24 protein-coding genes, 1 tRNA gene and 2 pseudogenes are annotated in these 24222 nt (G+C 64.6%); 17 read left to right on the forward strand and 10 right to left on the reverse strand.

Features of this window, described 5'->3' with window-relative positions; genetic code table 11:
- The first annotated feature begins 13 nt into the window (after window positions 1–13).
- From ACLQI9_RS07570 to ACLQI9_RS07580, 3 genes are all read left to right on the forward strand, one after another.
- A complete protein-coding gene (locus tag ACLQI9_RS07570) occupies window positions 14–1594 on the forward strand; it encodes a gamma-glutamyltransferase family protein (protein ID WP_442377037.1) in 1581 nt (526 codons plus the stop codon).
- 74 nt (window positions 1595–1668) lie between these two features.
- Window positions 1669–2400 carry a TetR/AcrR family transcriptional regulator gene (locus tag ACLQI9_RS07575; protein ID WP_442377035.1) on the forward strand — a complete coding sequence of 244 codons (732 nt, stop codon included), beginning with the start codon at window positions 1669–1671 and terminating at the stop codon, window positions 2398–2400.
- Window positions 2393–3601, forward strand: coding sequence for an FAD-dependent oxidoreductase (locus ACLQI9_RS07580; protein ID WP_442377033.1), 1209 nt, complete (start codon window positions 2393–2395; stop codon window positions 3599–3601). Before ACLQI9_RS07575 ends, ACLQI9_RS07580 begins: the two co-directional genes overlap by 8 nt.
- A gap of 18 nt (window positions 3602–3619) precedes the next feature.
- On the opposite strand, the pseudogene purD reads toward ACLQI9_RS07580, so the two are convergent.
- The 5 genes and pseudogenes from purD to ACLQI9_RS07605 form a co-directional block, all read right to left on the reverse strand.
- Window positions 3620–4867: pseudogene (gene purD, locus ACLQI9_RS07585) on the reverse strand (phosphoribosylamine--glycine ligase); the annotation flags it as partial.
- Window positions 4868–4886: 19 nt separating this feature from the next.
- Entirely contained in the window at window positions 4887–5321 is a 435-nt protein-coding gene (locus ACLQI9_RS07590; RefSeq protein WP_442377031.1) for a carboxymuconolactone decarboxylase family protein, read from the reverse strand.
- Window positions 5321–6178, reverse strand: coding sequence for an NAD(P)-dependent oxidoreductase (locus ACLQI9_RS07595; protein ID WP_442377029.1), 858 nt, complete (start codon window positions 6176–6178; stop codon window positions 5321–5323). The genes ACLQI9_RS07590 and ACLQI9_RS07595 overlap by 1 nt, the downstream gene beginning before the upstream one ends.
- Window positions 6175–6924 (reverse strand): SDR family oxidoreductase, encoded by a 750-nt coding sequence (locus ACLQI9_RS07600; RefSeq protein ID WP_442377027.1) that lies wholly within the window; start codon window positions 6922–6924, stop codon window positions 6175–6177. The genes ACLQI9_RS07595 and ACLQI9_RS07600 overlap by 4 nt, the downstream gene beginning before the upstream one ends.
- A gap of 14 nt (window positions 6925–6938) precedes the next feature.
- Window positions 6939–8408: an aldehyde dehydrogenase gene (locus tag ACLQI9_RS07605; RefSeq protein ID WP_442391415.1), complete on the reverse strand. Its 1470-nt coding sequence runs from the start codon at window positions 8406–8408 to the stop codon at window positions 6939–6941.
- A 178-nt stretch (window positions 8409–8586) separates the two neighbouring features.
- On the opposite strand from ACLQI9_RS07605, the gene ACLQI9_RS07610 reads away from it, so the two are divergent.
- From ACLQI9_RS07610 to ACLQI9_RS07655, 10 genes are all read left to right on the forward strand, one after another.
- Window positions 8587–9204: a TetR/AcrR family transcriptional regulator gene (locus ACLQI9_RS07610; RefSeq protein WP_442378085.1), complete on the forward strand. Its 618-nt coding sequence runs from the start codon at window positions 8587–8589 to the stop codon at window positions 9202–9204.
- The gene (locus ACLQI9_RS07615) at window positions 9201–10415 is read left to right on the forward strand and encodes a cytochrome P450 (protein WP_442378086.1); all 1215 of its coding nucleotides are present in this window, start codon (window positions 9201–9203) and stop codon (window positions 10413–10415) included. The genes ACLQI9_RS07610 and ACLQI9_RS07615 overlap by 4 nt, the downstream gene beginning before the upstream one ends.
- On the forward strand, window positions 10416–11243 hold the full coding sequence (locus ACLQI9_RS07620) for an SDR family oxidoreductase (RefSeq protein ID WP_442378087.1): 828 nt from the start codon (window positions 10416–10418) through the stop codon (window positions 11241–11243). It abuts the gene before it with no gap.
- Window positions 11240–12595, forward strand: a complete 1356-nt coding sequence (locus ACLQI9_RS07625; protein ID WP_442378088.1) for a cytochrome P450 — start codon at window positions 11240–11242, stop codon at window positions 12593–12595. Before ACLQI9_RS07620 ends, ACLQI9_RS07625 begins: the two co-directional genes overlap by 4 nt.
- A gap of 2 nt (window positions 12596–12597) precedes the next feature.
- Window positions 12598–12804, forward strand: coding sequence for a ferredoxin (locus tag ACLQI9_RS07630; RefSeq protein WP_442378089.1), 207 nt, complete (start codon window positions 12598–12600; stop codon window positions 12802–12804).
- 5 nt (window positions 12805–12809) lie between these two features.
- Entirely contained in the window at window positions 12810–13373 is a 564-nt protein-coding gene (locus tag ACLQI9_RS07635) for a nuclear transport factor 2 family protein (protein ID WP_442378090.1), read from the forward strand.
- A gap of 153 nt (window positions 13374–13526) precedes the next feature.
- Window positions 13527–14654, forward strand: a complete 1128-nt coding sequence (locus ACLQI9_RS07640) for an NDMA-dependent alcohol dehydrogenase (RefSeq protein ID WP_442378091.1) — start codon at window positions 13527–13529, stop codon at window positions 14652–14654.
- 15 nt (window positions 14655–14669) lie between these two features.
- Window positions 14670–16724 (forward strand): oxidoreductase, encoded by a 2055-nt coding sequence (locus ACLQI9_RS07645; RefSeq protein WP_442378092.1) that lies wholly within the window; start codon window positions 14670–14672, stop codon window positions 16722–16724.
- Window positions 16725–16738: 14 nt separating this feature from the next.
- Window positions 16739–17164 carry a nuclear transport factor 2 family protein gene (locus tag ACLQI9_RS07650; RefSeq protein ID WP_442378093.1) on the forward strand — a complete coding sequence of 142 codons (426 nt, stop codon included), beginning with the start codon at window positions 16739–16741 and terminating at the stop codon, window positions 17162–17164.
- Window positions 17161–18039: an SDR family NAD(P)-dependent oxidoreductase gene (locus ACLQI9_RS07655; protein ID WP_442378094.1), complete on the forward strand. Its 879-nt coding sequence runs from the start codon at window positions 17161–17163 to the stop codon at window positions 18037–18039. The genes ACLQI9_RS07650 and ACLQI9_RS07655 overlap by 4 nt, the downstream gene beginning before the upstream one ends.
- Window positions 18040–18055: 16 nt before the next feature.
- On the opposite strand, the gene ACLQI9_RS07660 is transcribed toward ACLQI9_RS07655, so the two are convergent.
- Window positions 18056–18592: a YceI family protein gene (locus ACLQI9_RS07660; RefSeq protein ID WP_442378095.1), complete on the reverse strand. Its 537-nt coding sequence runs from the start codon at window positions 18590–18592 to the stop codon at window positions 18056–18058.
- 243 nt (window positions 18593–18835) lie between these two features.
- Here ACLQI9_RS07660 and ACLQI9_RS07665 point away from each other — a divergent pair, with 243 nt between their 5' ends.
- The gene (locus tag ACLQI9_RS07665) at window positions 18836–19258 is read left to right on the forward strand and encodes an HIT family protein (protein WP_442378096.1); all 423 of its coding nucleotides are present in this window, start codon (window positions 18836–18838) and stop codon (window positions 19256–19258) included.
- Between the two features lie 203 nt (window positions 19259–19461).
- Here the strand turns inward: ACLQI9_RS07665 and ACLQI9_RS07670 are convergent, their stop codons facing one another.
- Together ACLQI9_RS07670 and ACLQI9_RS07675 are read right to left on the reverse strand one after the other, a co-directional pair.
- On the reverse strand, window positions 19462–20967 hold the full coding sequence (locus ACLQI9_RS07670) for a sensor histidine kinase (protein WP_442378097.1): 1506 nt from the start codon (window positions 20965–20967) through the stop codon (window positions 19462–19464).
- Between the two features lie 53 nt (window positions 20968–21020).
- On the reverse strand, window positions 21021–21740 hold the full coding sequence (locus ACLQI9_RS07675; RefSeq protein WP_442378098.1) for a response regulator transcription factor: 720 nt from the start codon (window positions 21738–21740) through the stop codon (window positions 21021–21023).
- A gap of 125 nt (window positions 21741–21865) precedes the next feature.
- Here ACLQI9_RS07675 and ACLQI9_RS07680 point away from each other — a divergent pair, with 125 nt between their 5' ends.
- Both ACLQI9_RS07680 and ACLQI9_RS07685 read left to right on the forward strand, forming a co-directional pair.
- Window positions 21866–22612 (forward strand): hypothetical protein, encoded by a 747-nt coding sequence (locus tag ACLQI9_RS07680; RefSeq protein WP_442378099.1) that lies wholly within the window; start codon window positions 21866–21868, stop codon window positions 22610–22612.
- Between the two features lie 79 nt (window positions 22613–22691).
- Window positions 22692–22763, forward strand: a tRNA-Thr gene (locus ACLQI9_RS07685).
- A 76-nt stretch (window positions 22764–22839) separates the two neighbouring features.
- Here the strand turns inward: ACLQI9_RS07685 and ACLQI9_RS07690 are convergent.
- Together ACLQI9_RS07690 and ACLQI9_RS07695 are read right to left on the reverse strand one after the other, a co-directional pair.
- Window positions 22840–23085: pseudogene (locus tag ACLQI9_RS07690) on the reverse strand (tyrosine-type recombinase/integrase); the annotation flags it as partial.
- A 287-nt stretch (window positions 23086–23372) separates the two neighbouring features.
- A complete protein-coding gene (locus tag ACLQI9_RS07695; RefSeq protein WP_442378100.1) occupies window positions 23373–23537 on the reverse strand; it encodes a hypothetical protein in 165 nt (54 codons plus the stop codon).
- Window positions 23538–23611: 74 nt separating this feature from the next.
- On the opposite strand from ACLQI9_RS07695, the gene ACLQI9_RS07700 reads away from it, so the two are divergent.
- The gene (locus tag ACLQI9_RS07700) at window positions 23612–24064 is read left to right on the forward strand and encodes a hypothetical protein (RefSeq protein ID WP_442378101.1); all 453 of its coding nucleotides are present in this window, start codon (window positions 23612–23614) and stop codon (window positions 24062–24064) included.
- The last annotated feature ends 158 nt before the right edge of the window (window positions 24065–24222 follow it).

The following is a 24222-nucleotide window of genomic DNA, read 5'->3' on the forward strand; positions in this document are numbered from 1 at the left end:
GCAGGAGGTGCCGGTGCAACCTTTCGATTGGGCCCTGCCCTACGCCTGGCCGCGAAAGCCCGTCCTGGCCAGCAACGTTGTCTGCACATCGCAACCGCTGGCCGCCCAGGCGGGTCTTCGGATGCTCGCCGACGGCGGCAGCGCGGTCGATGCCGCCATCGCCACCGCGATCACCCTCACGGTGGTGGAACCGGTCTCTAACGGCATCGGCTCGGACGCCTTCGCTATCGTCTGGGATGGCCGACAGCTGCACGGGCTGAATGCCTCGGGGCGTTCGCCTGCGGCGTGGACGCCAGAGTACTTCGGCGGCAAGGCTGTTCCCGCGCATGGCTGGAATTCGGTGACCGTGCCGGGTGCGGTGTCGGCGTGGGTCGAACTGCATGCCGAGTTCGGCAAGCTGCCGTTCGAGCGGCTCTTCGAGCCCGCGATCTCGTATGGCCGCAACGGCTTTCTGGTCTCCCCGACGATCGCGGACCAGTGGGCCGCTATGGTCCCGCTGTTCGAATCCCAGCCGGGGTTCGCCGAGGCGTTCATGCCCGGCGGTCGGGCGCCGAAGCCCGGCGAATTGGTCACCCTTCCCGACCACGCGGCCACGCTGACGACGATCGCGGCGACTAACGGCGAGGCGTTCTATCGCGGAGAACTGGCGGCGAAGCTTGAGGCCCACGCGACGGCGAACGGCGGTGTAATGCGCGCCAGCGACCTCGCCGCGCATCGTGCCGACTGGGTAGGGACGATCAACGGCGCCTACCGTGGGTACACCCTCCACGAGATACCACCCAACGGCCAGGGCATCGTCGCGCTGATCGCTCTCGGAATACTCGAGCAGTTCGACATGAGCTCGTTCGCAGCGGATTCCGCCGACAGCGTGCATCTGCAAATCGAAGCGGTGAAGCTTGCTTTCGCCGACGCACAGGCCTACGTGGCCGACGTCGAGCACATGCCGGTGCACCCGGAGCACCTCCTGGACCAGGAGTACCTGCGGCAGCGGGCGAAGCTGATCGATCAGGCTCAGGCGAAATCGGCGTCCGCAGGGACACCGCGCGGCGGCACCGTCTATCTCACCGCCGCCGATGCCTCGGGGGTGATGGTGTCGATGATCCAGTCGAACTACATGGGGTTCGGCTCCGGCATAGTGGTACCAGGCACTGGGATCTCGCTACAAAACCGCGGGGCGGATTTCACTGTAGCACAGGGACATCCGAACCAAGTGGGCCCGAACAAGCGCCCGTACCACACCATCATCCCGGGCTTTCTTAGTCAGGACGGCGCACCGGTGATGAGCTTCGGGGTGATGGGCGGCCCGATGCAGCCCCAAGGTCACGTGCAGGTGGTGACGCGCATCGTCGACCACGGCCAGAACCCCCAGGCGGCATGTGACGGCCCGCGCTTCCGCTGGGTGCAGGGCCTGCAAGTCTGCTGCGAGAAGGGCTTTCCGCCGTCAACGCTCGACGAGCTATTGCGGCGAGGCCACGAGTTGGTCACCACGGACGACTACAACCAGTTCGGCAGCTGCCAAGCGATCTGGCGGCTCGACGACGGATACCTTGCAGTGAGCGACCCCCGTCGCGACGGACAAGCCGCGGCGTTCTAGACCTTGACCCGATCCATCGGGTCAGTCAGAATCATTTAATAAACCGACCGCCGGTTTACTAATGAGGAGCATAGATGGCCCGGACCGTCAACGTTGTCGAGCAGGCCGCGCGACGCGATGCGATTCTGGACGCCGCACAGCGGCTGATTCTGTCCAATGGCTATGAGCGCCTGACTATTCAAGACATCCTCGAGGACCTGCAGATCTCCAAGGGCGCCTTCTACCACTACTTCGATTCCAAACCGGCGGTTGTCGAAGCCCTCACTGAACGGCTGGTCGACGATTCCGAACGTGCCCTTGCGCGGATCGCCGAGGACCCCGAGTTAGGAGCGGCCGAGAAGCTGCAACTCTTCTTCGGCGAGATCATCCGCTGGAAGTCCGCGCGGCAGAATCTCATGGTGGCAATGCTGCCGGTCTGGTACGCGCCCGACAATCTCGCCTTCCGGATGTTGGTGGATCGCGCCACAGCGAAACGATTGGCACCGCTGCTGAGCGTGATCGTCCGCCAGGGTGTCGACGAGCATCGGTTCGCCACCTCCTACCCCGAGCAGGCCGGCGCGATCATCGTCGCCCTCGTGCAAGCACTTCAGGACGCGATGGCTCAGCACCTGCTGACAGCCGTCGGCCAATCCTCGGTTGCCCCCAACGTCAAGGAGATGGTGGCTACCCATGGCGCGCACATCGAAGCGATCGAACGGTATCTGGGCGTACCGGCCGGCACGCTATATCGCGCCGACGCTCGCGCAGTGAAGAACTGGATCGCCGCGTTACGACGTGCGAAGCACGGTGGGATGACTAATGACTAAATGGAAGACCACATGTCTGGTGGTCGGTGGCGGCCCAGCCGGGATGATGCTGGCCTATCTGCTTGCTCGGTCGGGTGTGCAGACCATCCTGGTGGAAAAGCACGGCAACTTTCTCCGCGACTTCCGCGGGGACACGGTGCACCCGTCGACGACAGAGCTGATGCATGAGCTCGGAATACTCGACGAGTTCTTGCGCGATGTACCGCACCAGACGATGAACCAGTTGGGTATCGGATTCAAAGGTCAGACGTTCGACCTCGTCGATTTCCGTCACCTGCCAACCGCCTGCAAGTACGTCGTCTTCATGCCGCAGTGGGATTTCCTGAACTTTCTGGTGGACAAGGCCAAGCGGTACCCCGCCTTCCGTCTCGAGATGAACACCGAAGTAACCGGGCTGCTCTGGGATGACGGTCGGGTCGTCGGCGTCACCGCGCAAAGCGCGAGCGGCCCGCTCGAAATTCATGCTGACGTGACGGTCGCATGCGACGGACGATGGTCGGTCCTCCGGGAACAGTCTGGACTGCCGGTCACGGAGTTTCCGATGCCCATTGATGTGCTGTGGTTCCGGCTTCCGCGTGCTGACTCTGCGCCCGAAACTCTTGGATACCTCGGCGCGGGCCAGATCGTCGTCGCGATCAATCGCGGTGATTACTGGCAGTGCGGGACGATCATCGACAAGGGCGGCTTCGAAACGGTGAAGGCTGACGGACTGCCGACGTTCCGGTCCAGAGTGGCTGCGGCCGCCCCCTTCCTGGCGAGGAGCCTTGAGGCGCTGACCGATTGGGACCAGGTCAAGCTGCTGTCGGTGCGGGCCAACCGGTTGCGCCAGTGGTGGCTACCCGGGTTGTTGTGTATCGGCGACGCCGCGCATGCGATGTCCCCGGTCGGCGGGATCGGCGTCAACTACGCCATCGCTGACGCGGTGGCCGCCGCCAACTCACTTGCCGGGCCGCTGCAGAACGGCCGGGTAGTTGACGATCATCTGCGTGCCGTCCAGAAACGCCGGCAGACCCCGACAAAGGTGGCCCAATTTCTGCAGCGTGCGCAGACAGCGAATCTCGCCCGATTGAGCAAGACCGATCCCCCGTTGTGGATATTGCGTTTGTTGACCCATTCCGCGCCGGTCAAACGGCTATTGGGCCGGACAATGGGGCTTGGTTTCCGCCGCGAACACATCCGCAGCGGCCTCGCCCCCGACTAGACGCGCACCTTGCCTGCTTGCGGCCGCTAACCCTATATCAGCGCGAAAGTGACTGCCGGGCAGTCGGATTGACCTGATGATGTCGTAGGCGGCAGAACGCGCCTCGGACAGGCCTGCGCCAGTGCCGACCACAGAGAGCACTCGGCCGCCGGACGACACGACCGCACCGTCATCGCGACGGGCCGTTCCGGCATGCAAAACTCCGTCGGCCTCCGATCCCACCACCACATCACCCACCCGCGGCCGACTCGGATAGTTTTCCGCCGCCAGCACCACCGTCACTGCCGTACCGTCGCGCCATTGCAGCTCACCGAAACTAGCCAGCTCGCCCGTGGCCGTCGCATAAAGCAACTGGCCCAGCGGTGAATCGAGCAACGCGAGCACCGACTGTGTTTCCGGATCGCCGAACCGACAGTTGAATTCGATCACCGCAGGCCCGTTGGACGTAACCGCCAGACCCGCGTAGAGCAACCCGGAAAATGGGCTGCCGCGTCGGACCAGCTCTGCCGCAACGGGTTCCACGATATCGCTGACCATCGTCTGGTAGACGTCTGAGGTCAGCCACGGTACCGGCGCATAGGCGCCCATGCCGCCGGTGTTGGGGCCGGTGTCACCGTCGCCGACCCGCTTGAAGTCCTGTGCGGCCAGCAGTGGCACGACAGTCTGGCCGTCGACGACGCAGAACAGCGACACTTCGGGACCGTCAAGATAGGACTCCAACAGCACCGGGTGCCCAGACTCGAGCAGGCCCGCGGCATGAGCACGCGCGGCGTCGCGACTCTGCGTGACCAACACACCCTTCCCGGCGGCCAGCCGATCGTCTTTGACCACCCAGGCCTGGTCGCCGGCGGCCGGTCCGAATCGGTCCAGCGCTGCGTCCAAACGCGCCGGGCTGTCGACGATCTCGCTCGACGCGGTGCGGACGCCGGCCGCCGCCATCACATCTTTGGCGAAGGCTTTGGAACCTTCGATCTGCGCCGCTGCCTTGCTGGGCCCGAAGCAGGCGATACCGGCGTCGCGCACGGCATCGGCCACTCCGAGTACCAGCGGGACTTCGGGTCCGATGACCACCAGGTCGACACGGACCTGGCGGGCCAACGCGACGACGTCATCGCCGGAGGTGATGTCGACCTGGTGTTGGTCGGCTATTAACGCGGTTCCGGCGTTGCCGGGTGCGATGGCGAGCGCTTCGACCTGGGGATCGTCGCGCAGCGCCAACAGCAAGGCATGTTCGCGGGCACCGGAACCGATCACCAGAACGCGCACGAGAGGTCACTCTAGTGGACTAGTCGAGCGTCTCACCGACGTGCATCTTCACCGCCTGGTTGACATTGGCCTTTTTGTCTTCGCCGGTGCCCTCGGCGGCGGCCTTCTTACGTTTGGCCCACACCCGTTTGATGACGCCGTCGAGCTTCGATCCCAGCGGGAAGCCCACGTAGTGCGTGAGGAAGATCGCTATCTCCCGTAGCTCTTCGCGGGTCAATTCCCCGTTTTGCAGAATGGCGTTGACCTGTACTTCCAGCAACTCGTCCTGGTTGAGCGTTGTCAGCACCGCGAGCAGCATCATCCGCCGGTCGCGCATCGACAGACCCGGCCGTGTCCAGATTCTGCCGAAGAGGTGCTCAACCGTCAGGGAGAAGAACTCGCCGGGCACATCGGGCATTTCCCACGCGTAGACCTCGTTCATTTTCTCGAGGCCCTTGCGGCGAAGCTCGTCCATTACGTCTCTTTCCGTGTGTGCGGTACTCCAAGGCCCGGCGCCAACCGCTCGATGGCCAGCTTAGCCAGAGGCAAATCGACCGAAACCGACTCGGCCAACGCCAGCGCGAGGCTCAGATCCTTTTCCCCGAGTTCCCGGGTATGGGTGAATCCGTCGTAGAGAAAGTGGCCCGGCTCAAGGTCTTTGGCATCGTCGCGGTACATGATCGATCCCGCGCCACCGGTCAGCTTGTCGGTGTGGCGCACCACGTTGCCGAGGTCTTGCAGGTTCAGCCCGACGGCGTCGGCCAGCTTCCACGCCTCACCTACTGCGGCCCACGTTGTGAAAGTGAGCATGTTGCGGGCCAGCTTCATCCGGGTCCCTGCGCCGGGTGGGCCCGCGTGCACCACCAACTCCGCCCAATGCGAGAAAGGCCCCTCGACACGGGCAAAGATTTCGTCGCTGGCGCCAACCATGGTCGCCAGTTGACCGAACCGAGCGGCACGCCCGCCGCCGCTGACCGGAGCGTCGATCACGTGAATATCTTGTTCTTTCAGCGCGCTGGCCAGCTCAACCGCGGTGGTATCGCTGATCGTCGAGTGGATCGCAATGACCGTGCCGGGCTTAGCGTGTGACGCCAGTTCGCCGACAACGTCCCGCACCTGCGCGTCGTTCAGCACGGTGACGCTGATGATGTCAGCGGCAGCCACGTCGGCGAGGCTGTCGGCCAGCAGGGCGCCTCGCTCGGCCAACGGGGTCATCGCCTCGGGTCGAATGTCGTAAATCGTTAGACCGCCAGGCCATTCGACCATCTTCTTGGCCATCGGTGTGCCCATATTACCCAGACCGACATACCCGAGCTTCACGTCTTGAGTCACGATCGAATTACCTGCCCGCCGTCGACGTTGAAGATCTGCCCGGTGATCCAGGATGCCTCATCGGACAATAGGAACAGGCACATGCCGACCAGATCCTCGGGGGTTCCGATCCTGGACAGCGGAAGACCTTTGACGATGTGGTCGACAATCTCCTTGGGCGTGGTGGTCCGATTCGCCTCGGTATCGATGGGTCCGGGCGCGATCGCGTTGATCCGGATGTTCTGGCCGCCCAGCTCGCGGGACAGCTGTTGGGTCAAGCCGTTGAGGCCGACCTTGGCCAAGCCGTAGAAGTTCGAGTACAGCCACGCCGCGGTGGATGACTGGTTGACGATCGCGCCGCCGCCGCGCTTGGCCATCTTCTTGTACACCGCGCGGGTGCACCACAGCGCGCCATCGAGGTTGACGCTCATGAACTTCTTGTAGTACTCCGGGTCGACGGTGACCAGGAAGTCCAGCTTCATGCCGCCGAATATCGCGGCGTTGTTCACCAGGTAGTCGATGCCGCCGAACTCGGACAGCGTGCGGTCGGCCATGGCCTTGGCCGAGGCGGGGTCGGACACGTCGACGGGAATGCTGATGGCGGTGCCGCCGTCGGCGACGATCTGCTTGGCCACCCCTTCGGCTGCCTCGACATTGATGTCGGCCACCACGACCGCCGCGCCTTCCCGGGCCAATGCCTCGGCGTACGCCTGGCCGATACCACCACCGGATCCGGTGACAATGGCGACCTTGTTTTCGAATCTCACGCTCTTGAGCTCCTCTAGTTGGCCACTGTCGCAATGGTTTTGGTTTCCAAGTACTCCTCGAAACCGGCCAGCCCCATCTCGCGACCGTTCCCGGACTGCTTGTAACCCCCGAATGGCGCGTCGGCTGAGTACCAGACGCCGCCGTTGACATTGATCGTGCCCGCCCGTACCCGCGCGGCAATCCGCGCCGCCCTATCTGGGTCGGTGCCAAATACGGTGCCAGACAAGCCGTACAGCGAGTCGTTGGCAATGCGAACGGCGTCATCGTCGCCGTCGTGCGGAATCACCGTCAGGACCGGGCCGAAGATTTCCTCGCGGGCGCAGCGGGCGTCGTTGCCCAGCCCCGCGATCACCGTGGGCTCGATGAAGAAACCGACGTCACGGCCGGCCGGCCGGCCTCCTCCGCACGCGAACGTCCCGCCCTCAACGATCGCCGAGTCGAGGTAGTCCTGCACCCGATCGCGCTGTCGAGCCGAAATCAATGGCCCGCAAATGGTTCCGGGGTCGGTCGGGTCGCCGGCCTTGATTCCCCCCATCGTTGCGGCCGCAATGGAGACAGCCTCGTCATACCGAGCCCGTGGCACCACCAACCGGGTCGTGATCGCACATCCCTGCCCGGCGTGCATGCACACCGAGAATCCCGCCACGCCAACCGCACCGGCCAAGTCGGCGTCGTCAAGCACGATGAACGCCGACTTGCCGCCGAGCTCCAAGAACACTTTCTTGATGGTGGCGGCCCCGTCGGCCATCACGCTGCGGCCGGTGGCCGTCGACCCGGTGAACGACACCATGTCCACCCGAGGGTCCTTGGCCAACAACGCGCCTACGCCATGATCGCTCGAGGTGACAATGTTGATCACCCCCGGCGGAAAATCGGTGTGCTCGGTGATGAGCTCCCCGAGCACCGCAGCGCACCAGGGTGTGTCGGGGGCGGGCTTCAAGGCCACGGTGTTGCCCGCGGCCAGCGCGGGCCCGATCTTGGCGAGATTGATCTGGTGGGGGAAGTTCCACGGGGTGATGGCCCCGACAACGCCGACGGCCTCACGGACGATCGTGCGCCGGGTAGGGATGCCCATCGGCGAGGCCTCGCCAAGATCCTGGTTGTATTCGTACGATTCGGCCGTATCTGCCGCGAAAGCCAGATCGTTGACGGGCACTTCGAGCTGAGCTATTGCGGTAAGCATCCGCGGCGCGCCGACTTCGGCGATGGTCAAGTCTCGCAACTCTTCGAGGTGCTGCTGCATCGCCTCGCGCAGCTGGCGTACACACCGCACCCGCAGTTCAGTGTTACGTGACCAGTCCGTCTCGTCGAAGGCCCGCCGCGCCGCCTCGATGGCACGGCCCATGTCCTCGGCGTCGGCATCGGCCGCGACACCGAGGACTTCCTCGGTGGCCGGGTTGATCGTGGCAAAGGTGCCCCCGCTGCCGCTGGTCAGCTTGCCGTCGATGAGCAGGGCGCTTACCCCGTCGGCCAGCAATGCCATCTTCCCCTCCGCGCCTCGTAGCGGTGGACACCTGTCCGGAATAGTCCAGTCGAACAATAGCCGTCGGGCCCGTCGAAGTGCAAGGGCGGGTCTCTCCACAGGCTCTCATACGGCCTCGTTCCTGCTATTTTGTTGATCGGGCTTGCCTCGCATTGCAAGTATCAGATAACTTGGACAAGTGTCCAGCGATCCAGTGGTCGCGATCACTCCCGGGGCCGGCAGTCCGGCCGGGGAAGTGCCGCGCAACCGTCGCCAGGAAGAGACGTTCCGTAAGGTGCTCGCGGCCGGCGTCGAGGTCCTGCGGGAGAAGTCCTACGCCGACCTGACGGTTCGCGCCGTGGCCGCCCGCGCCAAGGTGGCCCCGGCGACCGCTTACACCTACTTCTCGTCGAAGAACCACCTGATCGCCGAGGTCTATCTGGATCTGGTGCGACGGGTCCCCTACTTCACCGACGTCAACGAACCCATGCCGACTCGGGTGGACAAGGCCTTGCGTCACCTGGCACTGGTTGTGGCCGACGAACCCGAAGTTGCCGCGGCGTGCACGGCGGCGCTGCTCGGTGGCGCCGGAGACCCGGCGGTACGGACCGTGCGCGACCGGATCGGCGCGGAAATCCATCGCCGCATCACGTCAGCAATCGGGCCCAACGCCGACACCCGGACCGTGTCCGTACTCGAGATGGCGTTCTTCGGCGCCCTGGTCAACGCCGCCAGCGGGGCCTACACCTATCACCAAATCGCCGACCACCTCGGCTACGCGGTCGGCCTCATTCTGACAACCAGGGAAAACCGATGACCCTTCAGATCGACAAGCCCCTCCTGGACCCTTATGACTACGACTTCCACGAGGATCCCTACCCGTACTACCGGCGGCTGCGCGACGAGGCCCCGCTCTACCGCAATGAAGAACTCGGGTTCTGGGCGTTGTCGCGACATCGCGACGTACATCAGGGATTTCGCAACAGCACTACACTGTCCAACCGCGACGGCGTCTCATTGGACCCGGTGTCGCGCGGACCGCATGCGTCGAAGACGATGTCGTTTTTGGCGATGGACGATCCCGCCCATCTGCGGCTGCGCACGCTGGTATCGAAGGGTTTCACGCCGCGGCGGATCCGGGAGCTCGAGCCCAGAGTCACCGAGCTGGCCGTGCAACACCTCGACGCCATGCTGGAGAAGGCGGGTTCCGGCGAAATTGTCGACTATGTCGCGGAATTCGCCGGCAAACTGCCCATGGACGTCATCTCCGAACTGATGGGTGTGCCGGAACCCGATCGCGACCGCATCCGCGCCATGGCCGATGGCGTGATGCACCGCGAGGACGGGGTCAACGACGTGCCGGCGTCGGCGATCGAGGCGTCGATCAACCTCATCGTCTACTACCAGCAGATGATCGCCGAGCGTCGCAAGAAGCCGACCGACGACCTGACCTCGGCGTTGCTGGAAGCCGAAATCGACGGTGACCGGCTCACCGATGAGGAAATCCTCGGGTTCATGTTCCTGATGGTCATCGCGGGCAACGAGACCACAACCAAACTTCTTGCCAATGCTGCCTTTTGGGGTCACAAGAATCCCGATCAACTGACTCCGGTCTACCAGGACCTGTCGCGGGTGCCACTGTGGGTCGAGGAAACCCTGCGCTATGACACGTCCAGCCAGATCCTGGCCCGCACCGTGTCCGGAGAGCTCACGCTCTACGACACCACGATCCCCGAAGGTGATGTGCTACTGCTGCTGCCCGGCTCGGGACACCGCGACGAGCGGGTGTTCGACGATCCCGACGACTATGTCATCGGGCGCGACATCGGTTCCAAGTTGCTGAGTTTCGGCAGCGGCGCACACTTCTGCCTGGGCGCCCACCTGGCCAGGATGGAGGCCCGGGTAGCGCTCACCGAATTGTCCAAGCGAATCCGCGGATATCAGGTCGACGAGGCCAACGCCGTCCGCGTCCATTCCAGCAATGTCCGCGGGTTCGCCCACCTGCCCATGGCCGTGGAGGTCTCGTAAATGCCACGCTTCGAACCACATCCGGCCCGTAGGCCCGCAATCGTTGCCGGCGCATCGTCGGGTATCGGGGCGGCCACCGCCGTCGAGATGGCCGCCCACGGATTCCCGGTGGCGTTGGGCGCGCGGCGCGTCGAGAAGTGCCAGGAGATCGTCGAGACGATCCGCGCCGACGGTGGCGAGGCGATCGCCCTGCCCCTCGACGTCACCGACGCCGAGTCGGTCAAAGGCTTCGTGCACCAGGCCACCGAGCAGCTCGGCGACATCGAGGTTCTGGTCACCGGCGCCGGCGACACGTATTTCGGGCGGCTGCACGAAATCGACACCGAGACTTTCGAATCGCAGATCCAGATCCATCTGATCGGGGCCAACCGGTTGGCCACCGCGGTGCTTCCGGGCATGGTCGAGCGTCAACGCGGCGACCTGATTTTCGTGGGCTCCGACGTCGCGCTGCGCCAACGCCCGCACATGGGCGCCTACGGCGCCGCAAAGGCCGCGCTGGTCGCGATGGTGACCAATCTGCAGATGGAACTGGAGGGCAGCGGCGTTCGCGCTTCGATCGTGCACCCCGGCCCGACGAAGACCGCGATGGGGTGGAGCCTGCCCGCCGAGTCGATCGGCCCGGCGCTGGAGGACTGGGCCAAGTGGGGTCAGGCCCGCCACGACTACTTCCTCCGGGCCGGCGACCTCGCCCGGGCGATCGCGTTCGTCGCCGAAACACCCAGGGGCGGTTTCGTAGTCAACATGGAAATTCAGCCCGAAGCGCCCTTGGCTGACAACAAACAACGCCAAAAACTCGCACTGGGTGAAGAGGAGATGCCAGGACAGTGACAACCGCCATCGTGCCGCGGGTTTCCGGCGGCGAAGAGGAGCACGGTCATCTCGAAGAATTCCGAACCGATCCGATCGGCTTGATGCAGCGCACGCGCGACGAGTGTGGCGACGTAGGCTGGTTCCAGTTGGCGGACAAACACGTCATCCTGCTATCGGGCTCACGCGCCAACGAGTTCTTCTTCCGTTCTGCCGACGAGGATCTCGACCAGGCCGAAGCGTATCCGTTCATGACACCGATCTTCGGCAAGGGCGTGGTCTTCGACGCCAGCCCGGAGCGCCGCAAGGAGATGCTGCACAACTCGGCGCTGCGGGGCGAGCAGATGAAGGGCCACGCAGCCACCATCGAGGGCGAAGTCAAGCGGATGATCGCCGATTGGGGCGATGAAGGCGAGGTCGACCTGCTCGACTTCTTTGCCGAGTTGACCATCTATACCTCGACCGCGTGCCTGATCGGGCTGAAGTTCCGCAACCAGTTGGACTCCCGGTTCGCGCACTACTACCACGAGTTGGAGCGCGGCACCGACCCGTTGTGCTACGTCGACGCCTACCTGCCGATCGAAAGCTTCCAGCGCCGCGACCAAGCCCGCAAAGACCTGGTGGCACTGGTGCAGGAAATCATGAATCACCGCGTCGCCAATCCACCCAAGGACAAAGCCGACCGCGACATGCTCGACGTGCTGGTGTCGATCAAGGACGAGGAGGGCAATCCCCGGTTCTCCGCCGACGAGGTCACCGGGATGTTCATCTCGCTGATGTTCGCCGGACACCACACCAGCTCCGGAACCTCAGCGTGGACGTTGATCGAGCTGATCCGCCATCCCGAGGTCTACGCCGAGGTGCTTGCCGAGCTCGAGGAGCTCTACGCCGATGGCCGGGAGGTGAGTTTCCATGCGTTGCGCCAGATTCCGAAGCTGGACAACGTGGTCAAGGAGACTCTTCGCCTGCATCCGCCACTGATCATCCTGATGCGGGTCGCCAAGGGCGAATTCGAGGTCGAGGGCTTTCCGATCCATGACGGCGATTACGTCGCTGCTTCCCCGGCCATCTCGAACCGGATTCCGGAGGACTTTCCCGACCCCGAAGCATTCAACCCGGACCGCTACAACAAGCCCGAGCAGGCCGACATCGTCAATCGGTGGACCTGGATTCCGTTCGGGGCTGGGCGGCACCGCTGCGTCGGGGCGGCGTTCGCCACCATGCAGATCAAAGCGATCTTCTCGGTTCTATTGCGGGAGTACGCGTTTGAGATGGCGCAGCCCGCCGACAGCTACCGCAACGATCACTCCAAGATGGTGGTGCAGCTGGCCCGGCCCGCCAAGGTGCGCTACCGCCGCCGCAACGGGAGCTGATCATGGGATACCGGGTCGAAGCCGACTTGGACTTGTGTCAGGGCCATGCGATGTGCGAGTTGGAGGCGCCCGACTACTTTCGAGTACCCAAGCGGGGCAAGGTCGAGATCATCGATGCCGAGCCGCCAGACGATGCCCGCGAGGAGATTGACCGGGCGGTTGAAATGTGTCCAACCCAAGCGCTATTCATCAAACAGAAAGAAGACTGAGTCCGATGCCATCCAAGTCATCCAAGGCGTCATTCACGCGTGCAGAGCTCGAAGAGTGGGTGCAGTCCTGGCTGCAGGCCAATAAGGACTGCGAAAAGGCGGGCGACTGGAAGCCGTTGGCAGACTTCTATGCTGCCGAGGCCACCTACGGCTGGAACATCGGCCCGAAGGAAGACGTGATGTGCGTCGGCGTCGACGAGATCCGCGATGTCGCGCTGGGCTTGGAGATGGAAGGCCTGGAGAACTGGGTGTACGAGTACCAGAAGGTGCTTATCGACGACAAGCAGGGCGAGATCGTCGGCTTCTGGAAACAGATCGTCAACAAGACCGACGGCAGCCAGGACGAGATCTACGGCATCGGCGGTAGCTGGTTCCGGCTCAACGCCGACAAACTCATCGAGTGGCAACGCGATTTCTTCGACTTCGGTCATGTCGCGAAGATGTTCGCGGCCCTCATCGAGTCCGGCGATCTGAGCACCGGCATGCAGAACCGGATCGAACGCAGCCTGGCCGGCGAGAAGCTGCCCGGCTACTACCCGCTGGGACAGGCTCCAGTACCCATCTGGTGATCGCACGCCATGGTTGACGGTCCCCCCTTGTTTACAGCACAGTGACGCACGTCATAATGGGCTGCGAATGAGAACACGTTCTAAATTGCCGTCCGGCCCAGGCCGGTCCCTTTCACCGAGACACGGGTCAGGGCATGCTGATGGAGGTCTTCTATGAAAACAAAGGGCGCGCTGCTCTGGGAGTTCAACCAGCCTTGGTCGGTCGAGGAAATTGAGATCGGCGACCCGAAGAAGCACGAAGTCAAAATCCAGATGGAAGCGGCCGGGATGTGCCATTCCGACCACCACCTGGTGACTGGTGGCATCCCGATGGGCGGCTTCCCGGTTCTCGGCGGCCACGAGGGCGCCGGCATCGTCACTGAGGTGGGTCCAGGAGTCGAGGACCTGGCCGAGGGCGACCACGTGGTGCTGTCCTTTATCCCGTCCTGCGGCAGTTGTCCGACCTGTCAGTCGGGCATGCGCAACCTGTGCGACTTGGGCGCCGGGCTGCTCAACGGCGTAGCGGTAAGCGACGGCACATTCCGGATACAGGCCCGGGGCCAAAACGTCTTTCCGATGACACTGCTGGGCACCTTCTCGCCGTACATGGTCGTGCACCGCAGCTCGGTGGTGAAGATCGATCCGTCGGTGCCGTTCGAAGTGGCCGCCCTGGTGGGTTGCGGCGTGACCACCGGCTACGGTTCGGCGGTCCGCACCGCCGACATCCGACCGGGCCAGGACGTCGCCATTGTCGGCATCGGCGGCGTGGGCATGGCCGCGCTGCAGGGCGCGGTCAACGCCGGCGCCCGCTACATTTTCGCGATCGACCCGGTCGAATGGAAGCGCGACCAGGCCCTTAAGTTCGGCGCCACGCACGTCTACCCCGACGTCTTTGCCGCGATGGGCGGAATCATGGAAGTGACCTACGGCCTGATGGCCCACAAAGTGGTCGTTACCGTCGGCGAACTCCAGGGTGCCGACGTCGAGAACTACATGATCATAACCGCCAAAGGCGGCACCTGCGTGCTGACCGCGATCGGCAGCCTAATGGACAACAACGTCACCCTGAACCTGGGGATGCTGACCCTGATGCAAAAGAACCTGCAGGGCACCATCTTCGGCGGCGGCAACCCCCAGTACGACATCCCGCAACTGTTGTCGATGTACAAGGCCGGAAAGCTCAACCTCGACGACATGATCACCCGTCAGTACAAGCTGGAGCAGATCAACGACGGCTACCAGGACATGCTGGAGGGCAAGAACATTCGCGGCGTCATCCGCTACACCGACGCCGACCGGTAAAAGGCGCGGTCTTGGGTGACCAGCTTCCCGCATCTGTTGCGGCCGGGTCGAATCGGCGGTATGACGGTGCGCAACAGGCTGGTGATGTCACCAATGGAGACGATGTACGGCACGCCCGACGGGCTGCCGTCAGCGCGCACTCGGGACTATTTCGCCGCGCGTGCCCGCGGCGGTGTAGGCCTGATCACGGTTGGCGCCACCGGGATTGACCACCAGCATCCGGAAACCCCCGGGGGCTTGCACCTCGGCACCGACGAGGCGGTGGACGCCCACCGGGCACTGGTGGACACGGTTCATCAGCACGGCGCCAAGATTCAGCCGCAGATCGTCCACGCCGGGCCCGACGGCCTGGGCCCGGAGATGCACGGGGTGACGTCGCTAGGTCCGTCGGTGATTCCGTCGTACCTGACCGGCCGGCCGTCAGCTGAGATCAGCGTGCAGCAGCTCACCGAGGTGCTCGACCTGTTCAAGGCGGCGGTGCGCCGCGCCGCCGAGGCCGGCTACGACGGCATCGAGTTACATGCCGCACACGGATACATGCTGCTCGGCTCTTTCCTTGCCCCGCAACGTAACCGGCGTACCGACGACTATCGAGGCGATTCGGTGCGGGGCCGCGTCCGGGTAGTGCTGGAAACGCTGGCGGCGATTCGCTCCGAGATCGGCGACGCTCTGCCGATCACGCTGCGGATTTCCGGGTACGAACGCGTCGCCGGGGGCCGGCCGATATACGAGACCGCGCAAGTGGCGCCAGAACTGGCGGCAGCCGGGGTGGACGCTTTCCACGTCAGCGGCGGGGTGATCGACAGACTGGTCACCGGGATGGTGAACGGCTCCGACGACGGTGACCAACTCAATGTCGGCGCTGCGGCCGCGGTCAAAGAGGTCGTCGACGTGCCGGTGATCGCCGTCGGGCGCATCCACGACCCGCAGCGGGCCGAGCGGATCCTGGCCGACGGCCGCGCCGATTTCATCGCGATGGGCCGTCCCCTGCTCGCCGATCCCGACCTGCCCCGCAAACTGCGGTCCGGCCAGGCACACCGGGTCCGCAAATGCATCTCCTGTGAAAACTGCATCGACGCTATGGAACTGCGGTTCTCGGTGGATTGTGCGGTCAATCCGCGCACCGGCAAGGAGCGCGAACTGGCGACCAAGCGCCCGGTGCGAAGCAAAAGTGTGGTGGTGATCGGTGGCGGGCCGGCCGGTTTGGAGGCGGCCCGGGTCGCGTCGGAGCGTGGACATCGGGTAACGCTGTTCGAGCGCGGCGCACAGCTGGGCGGCGCGCTGCGCTGGGCATCCATCCTGCATCCGGAGAATGAGCCGTTCCTGCATTACCTGCGCGGCGAGATCAGGGCCAGTGGCGCGAGAGTTGAATTGGGTCAGGCTATTTCAGCTCGCGAGGTTATCACCCTTGCGCCGGACGCGGTGGTGGTGGCCACCGGTGGCCGCGTCGCCGTCCCGACGATCCCGGGCGACCGGCTTTCGCATGTGCGCACCGGACCTGCGCTGCGTGAGCTGCTCGGCGGCCGTGCGGAACCGGCGGCTCCGGCGTGGCAACGGCTGTGCGCGCAGGCATTGTCTGGATGGCGACAGCGGTTGGTGCGCCCCGCCGCGGTTCGGCTGGCCTCGCGCGCATGGATCCCGGTCGGTCGGCGCGTCGCCGTCATCGGCGGTGACCTGGTCGCGGTCGAACTCGCCGAATTCCTCGCACGCCGGGGACGGCTGGTGTCGATCCTGGAGTCTGGCAAGCAAATTGCCCCGGAGGTCGGCAACAAGCGCCGAACCGAGCACATGGACCGCCTGGATCGCCTCGGCGTCACCGTCCACGTCAGAGCAGCCGTCGAGCGCATCACCGAAGATGCTGTGGTGTTTACTCCCGCCGGAGGGAAACCATCTCACCTGCCCGCCGACACCGTCGTGGTGGCCGGCGCGCCCGAACCTGACACCGCGATGTTCGACACACTGGTGTCCGCTATGCCCGACACCGAGGTGCACGCCGCCGGCGATTGCACCGGTCTGGGCCTGATTCGCAAAGCCACCGAGGACGGCGCCCGTGCCGCCTGCGCCATATAACGATTGGAGTAAACATGTCCCAGGAAACCGTTCAGCAGTCCCCCGCATTGACTGCCTCGCAGTCGTCATGGCGTTGCGTGCAGGCCCATGACCGGGAAGGCTGGCTGGCATTGATGGCCGACGACGTCGTCGTCGAGGACCCGATCGGCAAGTCCGTCACCAACCCCGAAGGCACCGGCGTGCGGGGCAAGGACGGGGTCGCCGGGTTCTATGACGCCAACATCGCCGCCAACCAGCTCAGAATCACCTGCGAGGAGACATTTCCGTCCAGCGACCCCAACGAGATCGCGCATATCCTGGTGCTGCGCAGCAAGTTTGACAACGGAATCACCAGCAAGGTGCGCGGCGTGTTCACTTACCGCGTCAACGAGGCCGGGCTGATCACGAATATGCGCGGCTACTGGAACCTCGACATGATGACATTCGGCACCGAGGAGTGAGCTCGCTGCTAGCCGACCGCGGCGCCGTCGTGGTCGGCGGATCGCGGGGCATCGGCGCGGCCGTCGCGACCTTGCTGGCGCGGCACGGTGCCGGTGTGGTGGTCAACGGCCGCGACGCAGACGCTGCCCGAGCCACCGCCGAAGGGATCACCGCCGCCGGCGGACGCGCGGTGGCCCATGCCGGGTCACCATCAAATGACCGGGCCGCCGAATCTTTGGTGAACAGGTGCATTGACGAGTTCGGCGCCATCCACATCCTCTTGAACTGTGCCGGCATCGCCGAACCGCCGGGATCGTCCATACTCGACATCACCCCCGCCCAGTTCGATGAGCTGATCGAGGCGCACCTGGGCACGGTATTCGCGACCTGCCGCGCAGCCGCCCCGAAGATGGTCGACCAAGGCGCCGGCAGCATCGTCAACACCAGCTCGTTCGCGTTTCTGGGTGACTACGGCGGCACCGGGTACCCGGCCGGCAAGGGTGCGGTCAACAGCCTGACGCTGGCGATCGCCGCCGAACTGAAAGAGCATGGCGTGCGCGCCAATGTGGTGTGCCCCGGTGCCAGAACGCGGTTGTCCACCGGGCCGGACTACGTCGCGCACGTCACTGAGCTGAACCGGCGGGGGCTGCTTGACGACGTCTCGTTGCAAGGATCGCTGGACGTAGCCGGACCGGACTACGTCGCTCCCACCTATGTCTATCTGGCCAGTGATCTCGCTGAGCGGCTGACCGGCGAAATCTTTGTTGCGTCAGGCGGTTTCATAGGACGGTACCCGCGAACCACCCCTGCGGTGATCGGCTACCGAGACCACCATGACTCACCACCGTGGTCGGTGGCGGAGGTCTCCGCGCTGATCGACAGTGGGGCCGCCTAGTCCGCTCGTTTGGGGCCTACCCGGTCTCGTGATGGAACACGAGGTCTGCCTTCAGCGTCGTCTTGGCGCCCACCATGCCGAACATGTTGCCTTCCACGGCGAACTGCTTGCGTGCGACCGTCGTCTCTGCTGTCAGCCGCACCTCGCCGCCACCGAGCACCTCGACGGTGGTCTGCAGCGGCAGCGGCGCCGTGATTCCCTTGGCGGTGAGGTCGGCCTGCAGGCGGACGGTATCCGCGCCGGTGGCCTCGCCGCCGGTGACGACGATGGTGATGTTCGGATACTTCTCGACATCGAAAAAGTCCGGTGAGCGCAGATCCTCGTCGCGCTTTCCCAGTCCGGTGTGCACCGAGGCGGCCTTGACCTCGAGTCGGCCGGATACCGTTCGAGCGTCCTGAATTTCCCCCCCGCCGCTGAATTCGGTGAAATCGCCGCGGACCTTCATCGCGCCCCACATCGTCTTGTTCTCGAACCGGATGGAGGATCGCTCGGGAACCACGTTCCAAACGCCCACCGACTCCGGACTGCTGAGAAATGTTGTGACAGTTAACATGTCATCTCCCTGCATATCAGCGCGGGTTGACCGCGGAGCGCCGCTGCCAACCCGTCGGCATCTGCACCAGCTAACATTCGACGATAGTCCCTGCGGCCTATCCGCAACAGCGAAGTGCGCCAGATGCCCCGCCGAGGGTGGCGGCGCGACCGGACTCATATGCTGAGGCGCACGGCCCGCGTCGGCGACGATGCAGTGGGGCCCCGCTTGCGGGGGACGAAGCGATGAGGAGGAGCGGCGCTCATGACTACCGTCTTCACCAAGATCATCAACCGAGAACTGCCAGGCCGGTTCGTGTACGAGGACGACGAGGTCGTCGCTTTCTTGACCATTCAGCCGATGACGCAGGGACACACGCTGGTCGTGCCGCGAGCAGAGATCGATCAATGGCAGGACATCGACAAGGCCGCGCTCGGCCGGGTTATGTCGGTGGCGCAGCTGATCGGTAAGGCCGTCTGCCGGGCGTTCGACGCTCAGCGTGCCGGGGTGATCATCGCCGGGCTCGAGGTTCCCCACCTGCACGTGCACGTCTTCCCGACCCGCAGCCTGAGCGATTTCGGCTTCGCCAACGTCGATAACAATCCATCTCCGGCATCCCTGGACGAGGCGCAGGCCAAGATCAAGGCGGCCCTCGCCGCCCAGGCAACACCGATGAACGTCGAGTAGGCCATGAGGACGCTTAACAGGCTAAGTGCGTGCCCAAGAATGTTTTGCACCTCGGTCCGTTCAGCTGCATACAACGCAGCGAGCGCGACCGCAGAGTCATCGCCCTCGACTGAATCGTCGTTTTGATTCTGAGTCGTCATCGAATCGGCCCTTGGCTGCTCTCATCGTGCACAGGTGCGGACGTTGCTCGCCGTCGTATAACTCTATGTCCGGGTAGCCGTCCGGCTCGATTGCCCGGCTCTGCGCGTCCGGCGCGCGAAACCGTCATCACGGCCCGAACCGACGCGGGCCGGCACGTCGGCGATGCGCGGCAGGCTGACGTAGAAGCGGCAGCCCTGCCCGGGCGCCGTGGTCACGGTGACGGTGCCATCGTGGGCGAGGACCAACGAGTCGACGATCGACAGCCCCAGCCCGGTGCCTCCGCTGATCCGCGCGCGTGACGTGTCGGTGCGATAGAACCGTTCGAAGATACGCAGCGCATCCTCCTGACTCATGCCGGGTCCTTCGTCAACGACTTCCACAATCGCGTCGTCGCCTTCGGTCCCGACCCGCACGGTGATGTCAGCGGATTCCGGTGTGTGCTGCAATGCGTTGGTCACCAGATTGCCAAGCACCTGACGTAGTCGGGGCTCGTCGCCGAGCACCTCCGGGGTGCCGGGACCGTCGAACACCTCCATGGTGATGTTGCGTTTCGGCGCGATCGCCTGCGCGTCGTGCACGGCATCACTGGCTAGCGCCAGCAGGTCCACCCGGTTCTGCTCGATCGGTCGCTGCGCGTCCAGCCGGGCCAGCAACAGCAGATCGTCGACCAGCAGGCCCATCCGGCGCGATTCGCTCTCGACTCGCGACATCACCATTTCCATGTCGCGGGCGGCGCCCTGACGATACAACTCCGCGAAGCCGCGGATGGTGGTCAATGGAGTGCGCAGTTCATGGCTGGCGTCGGTGATGAAGCGCCGCATCCGCTCTTCGGAGGTACGCGCCTTCTCCGCCGAGGATTCAGAGGACGCCAACGCCCGCTGAATCTGCGCGAGCATTCCGTTGAGTGCCGAGGAAAGCCGACCGACCTCAGTTCGCGGATCACGTTCGGGGACACGTCGATCCAGCTGTCCGGCGGCGATCGCCGCGGCGGTCTGTTCGACCTCCATCAACGGTCGCAGGCTTCGATGCACCGACCAAAACTCCGCCAGCCCGAGGACCACCAACACTGCGGCACCGATACCGAGCTGCAACCAGACCAGTGACCGGACCGTCTCCCGAACGTCGGAAAGGTCGTAGGCAACGGTGACCAACCGACCATCCGGCCCACGCACCGACACCGCCCGCCATTGCACGCCGGAGTTATCGACCGATCCGACCGTTGTCGGTTTGGGGCCGACATCGTTGTTTTCAGGCAATGCGGGTTGCGCATTGCTGTCGTTGACAACCGTCCAGGTGCGCCCGTCTGGGGAGATGGTACGCAGGTAAAAGTGCGACGGCGGACGCTCCAGGGTCGGGCCGCGGCGCACGGGGGAGGTCCCAAGCGGCGCCTGCGCCCAGCTACGGCGCGACCCCTCTTGCAGCGTCTGGTCGACCCGCTTGATCAGGTTGTGTCGCAGGATCGAGGTGACGGCGATGCCGGAGGCTGTCAGCCCGCATGCTGCCAGCAGCAGGGTGGCGGCGACCAAGCCGACCCGTAGCGGCAGTGCGGCCCGATGGTGTCTCGGCATCTGGTTATTCTGCGCCTACGCTGCGCTGTTTCACGGCGCGGCCGCGCTGCGTCTCATCGCGGTTCCCGCAGCACATAGCCCACCCCGCGCAAGGTGTGCAGCAGCCGCTTCTCGCCGGTGTCGATCTTGCGGCGCAGATACGACACGTAGGACTCGACAACGTTGACGTCACCGCCGAAGTCGTAGCGCCAGACGTGGTCCAGGATTTTCGGTTTGCTCAACACGGTGCCGGCGTTGATCACGAAATAGCGCAGCAGCGTGAACTCGGTGGGCGACAGCGACACCGGCGTGCCGGCCTTCCACACCTCGTGGGTGTCCTCGTCGAGTTCGATGTCGGCGAACGTCAGCCGGGCAGCGCGAGGCTCGGTGACACCTTTGCCGGTGCGCCGCAAGATGACTCGCAACCGAGCGACGACCTCTTCCAGGCTGAACGGCTTCGTGACGTAGTCGTCTCCGCCGAGGGTCAGGCCGGCGATCTTGTCCTGCAACGAGTCGCGGGCGGTGAGGAACAGCGCAGGCGCGTCGATGCCGTCGGCGCGTAGCCGGCGCAGCACTCCGAAGCCGTCCATCCCAGGCATCATCACGTCGAGGATCACCGCATCCGGCTTGACCTCGCGAGCCAAATCCAGCGCCGCCGGTCCGTTCTTCGCGGTGTGCACCTCGAAGCCCTGGAACTTCAGGCTGACCGACAGAAGTTCGACGATGTTGTCTTCGTCGTCAACGACGAGTACCCGTGCCTCCGGAGTAGCTTCTGTTGCTATTGCCGATGCCATCTGTCTATTTCCTCGCACTTAGGTCAACACAGCCTCGACAAATGCTGTGGACTTGCTGTCAGTTGGCGCTCACTGCTCTGCGAACAGTCCCCGGCCGCTGCGAGCGGCGCGAATACACTCGGGGAATGAACCTCGGCAAAAGCCTGGCGAGCATCGCCACCGCGCCCGTGCGAGTCGGACTCGCCGCCGCCGACGCGGGCCTTGGCGTTGCGACGTCGGCGCTTGGCCTGGCGCATCGAACATTGGGTGAGGCAGGCCCGGCGACGGGGTCGAATGCGGTCGCGCACATGCTGGGCATCGACGACGCCATCACCCGGGCCAACCAGCTGGCCCGGTTGCTCGACGACGACGCGCCGATTGGGCGCGCCCTTGCTACCGACGGGCCGATCGATCGGCTGCTGCGTCCCGGTGGGGTGGTCGACATGCTGACCCAGCAAGGCGGGCTGCTCGATCGGCTGACCGCCGAGGGTGGTGGGCTGGAACGCGCGCTGAAGCCCGGTGGGCTGGCGGATCAGCTGGTCGCCGACGACGGGCTGATCGAGCGGCTGCTCGCTGAAGACGGGCTGGCCGATCGCCTACTCGCCGAGGGCGGTCTGATCGACAAGCTGACCGCCCGCAACGGGCCGCTTGAGCAGCTCGCCGCCGTCGCCGACACGCTCAGCCGCCTGGCACCGGGGATGGAGGCGCTGGAACCGGCCATCGCCGCCCTGCAGGATGCCGTCATGTCGCTGACCATGGTGGTCAATCCGCTCAGCAGCATCGCCGAGCGGATTCCGTTGCCCGGCCGCCGCCCGTCACGCCGTACTCCGCCGCGGACCGTGCGTTCCCAGCGGGTCATCGACCACGAGCGCTCCGGCCCCGACGTCGAGTGAACCGTCGGATTGCGCGGCTCCTCAGCGGGCCGTTCCGGCCCGCATCGTCGCCCCGCTAGGCTGACACCGGTTAAAGCCGGCCTCCTTAGCTCAGTGGTAGAGCACTCGCCTTGTAAGCGAGCGGTCGTCAGTTCAATCCTGACAGGAGGCTCCGTTGCACACCCGTTCCTACCTGCATAAACTCTCTTGACTGCACGCAGCAAGGGTGTTCGACTGGTGGCTTGGTGTCACGAGCGTGTCACAACCTTCTGCAAAGTGGCCGCAGCCGCCTTCAACGCGTCGTTCTGCGCGTGCACATAGGTCCGCATGGTGAACGCCGGATCGGCGTGCCCAAGCCAGCCGGAGATGACCGCGATCGGTACCGCCTGCGCATGCATGATGCTGGCGCAGGAGTGCCGTGCGTCGTGCAGCCGAATCTGCCTCACCTTGGCCGCGCTGCACAGTTCCCGCCAGAAGTCGCTGAGCGTGCCTCTTCGCCGTCGCTTCTCCGTAGCAGTAGGTTACGGCGCAACACATTTCGCCCGCGGTAAGCGCTTGTGCACCCGGCTGGTAGCGAACCGTCGAAGTACGTTTTGACTACGAAGTACGTTTTAAACACGGAGAGTAAGCGAACGGCCCCGGCCGGAGGTAAATCAGCCGGGGCCGTCGCCCCTCACCCGGCGCGCCCAGCGGGGCACTGCACTTGGGGTGCGGGTACGGCGCTCGGACAGCCTTTTGCACCCCTACCCCCCGCCGAGCGCCTCCGCTCCTGAGGGGGCATTCAGCTGGGGTGTTCGAGTTCTGTTCGGGCCTCGTCGATTTGGTCGTATGCGTACGTCACGATGGCTGCGACGGTCATCGTCGCGCCTTCGCGGGCGAGCGATTCGTAGGTCGCCTCACCCAGCACATTGCGAAGGTGAGCAATCGCGGTGCGGAACTCTGCCATGGCGGGAAGTGCAGCGACAGGGCTTGTGACGGCGAACCCGGCGATGGTGGCGGCCGGCTCGTATCGTCGGCGAGTTGCAGGAGTTGGCGGCGAACATGATGTACGACGTCGAGCAGGTCGGCCACCAGATGAACGGGTTCATACTGACCGACGCTTTCAAATCGGTTTTCGGCACTGAGGATGACGAGAGTGCCGCTGATCCCGAAGGCATCGTCCACGCCACGACTCGGCTCATGGACTTCTACGACAGGTACTTGCAACTGGCACAACGTGTTCGCGGCGTCTCCGCCCCCGCCAGGTTCATCAATGCACTCGACACCTGCGCCCGCCTCGTGGACGAACCGCTGGCCGGGATGGAGGACTTCATCGAGGACTACGTTGCGATTGTTGAAAGTATGCCCGCGCGGCTACTGGCCGCCGAAGGGCAGAACATCACCGAGCCGGTGGTGATCCGCATCCACGTGGACAGCGAGTTGTTAGAAGAACTGATTCGGCAGCTGAAGGACCTGGCTCAGCACGAGGACTAACCCCACAGCGGCGCAACGTTTTCGCCGTAGGTCGGCCCCCTCCATCGCACAAGCGCAGCCATCGCGCGGTCCAGTACGAGTGAGCAACACCACACACCGCAGTCGTACCGCACGACGAATCCTCGAATTCGTCTCAGCTGAGATATTCGAGATCAGCG

The sequence above is a fragment of the Mycobacterium sp. genome, from assembly GCF_052143115.1.
In the GTDB taxonomy this organism is placed as follows: Bacteria; Actinomycetota; Actinomycetes; order Mycobacteriales; family Mycobacteriaceae; genus Mycobacterium.

Coding starts and splice junctions, on each gene's coding strand:
- ACLQI9_RS07670 (WP_442378097.1), bottom strand. CDS start 20,967: ATGCCGAGACACCATCGGGCCGCACTGCCGCTACGGGTCGGCTTGGTC.
- ACLQI9_RS07620 (WP_442378087.1), top strand. CDS start 10,416: ATGCCACGCTTCGAACCACATCCGGCCCGTAGGCCCGCAATCGTTGCC.
- ACLQI9_RS07615 (WP_442378086.1), top strand. CDS start 9,201: ATGACCCTTCAGATCGACAAGCCCCTCCTGGACCCTTATGACTACGAC.
- ACLQI9_RS07590 (WP_442377031.1), bottom strand. CDS start 5,321: ATGGACGAGCTTCGCCGCAAGGGCCTCGAGAAAATGAACGAGGTCTAC.
- ACLQI9_RS07605 (WP_442391415.1), bottom strand. CDS start 8,408: ATGGCATTGCTGGCCGACGGGGTAAGCGCCCTGCTCATCGACGGCAAG.
- ACLQI9_RS07630 (WP_442378089.1), top strand. CDS start 12,598: ATGGGATACCGGGTCGAAGCCGACTTGGACTTGTGTCAGGGCCATGCG.
- ACLQI9_RS07650 (WP_442378093.1), top strand. CDS start 16,739: ATGTCCCAGGAAACCGTTCAGCAGTCCCCCGCATTGACTGCCTCGCAG.
- ACLQI9_RS07635 (WP_442378090.1), top strand. CDS start 12,810: ATGCCATCCAAGTCATCCAAGGCGTCATTCACGCGTGCAGAGCTCGAA.
- ACLQI9_RS07665 (WP_442378096.1), top strand. CDS start 18,836: ATGACTACCGTCTTCACCAAGATCATCAACCGAGAACTGCCAGGCCGG.
- ACLQI9_RS07660 (WP_442378095.1), bottom strand. CDS start 18,592: ATGTTAACTGTCACAACATTTCTCAGCAGTCCGGAGTCGGTGGGCGTT.
- ACLQI9_RS07680 (WP_442378099.1), top strand. CDS start 21,866: ATGAACCTCGGCAAAAGCCTGGCGAGCATCGCCACCGCGCCCGTGCGA.
- ACLQI9_RS07695 (WP_442378100.1), bottom strand. CDS start 23,537: ATGGCAGAGTTCCGCACCGCGATTGCTCACCTTCGCAATGTGCTGGGT.
- ACLQI9_RS07640 (WP_442378091.1), top strand. CDS start 13,527: ATGAAAACAAAGGGCGCGCTGCTCTGGGAGTTCAACCAGCCTTGGTCG.
- ACLQI9_RS07575 (WP_442377035.1), top strand. CDS start 1,669: ATGGCCCGGACCGTCAACGTTGTCGAGCAGGCCGCGCGACGCGATGCG.
- ACLQI9_RS07675 (WP_442378098.1), bottom strand. CDS start 21,740: ATGGCATCGGCAATAGCAACAGAAGCTACTCCGGAGGCACGGGTACTC.
- ACLQI9_RS07580 (WP_442377033.1), top strand. CDS start 2,393: ATGACTAAATGGAAGACCACATGTCTGGTGGTCGGTGGCGGCCCAGCC.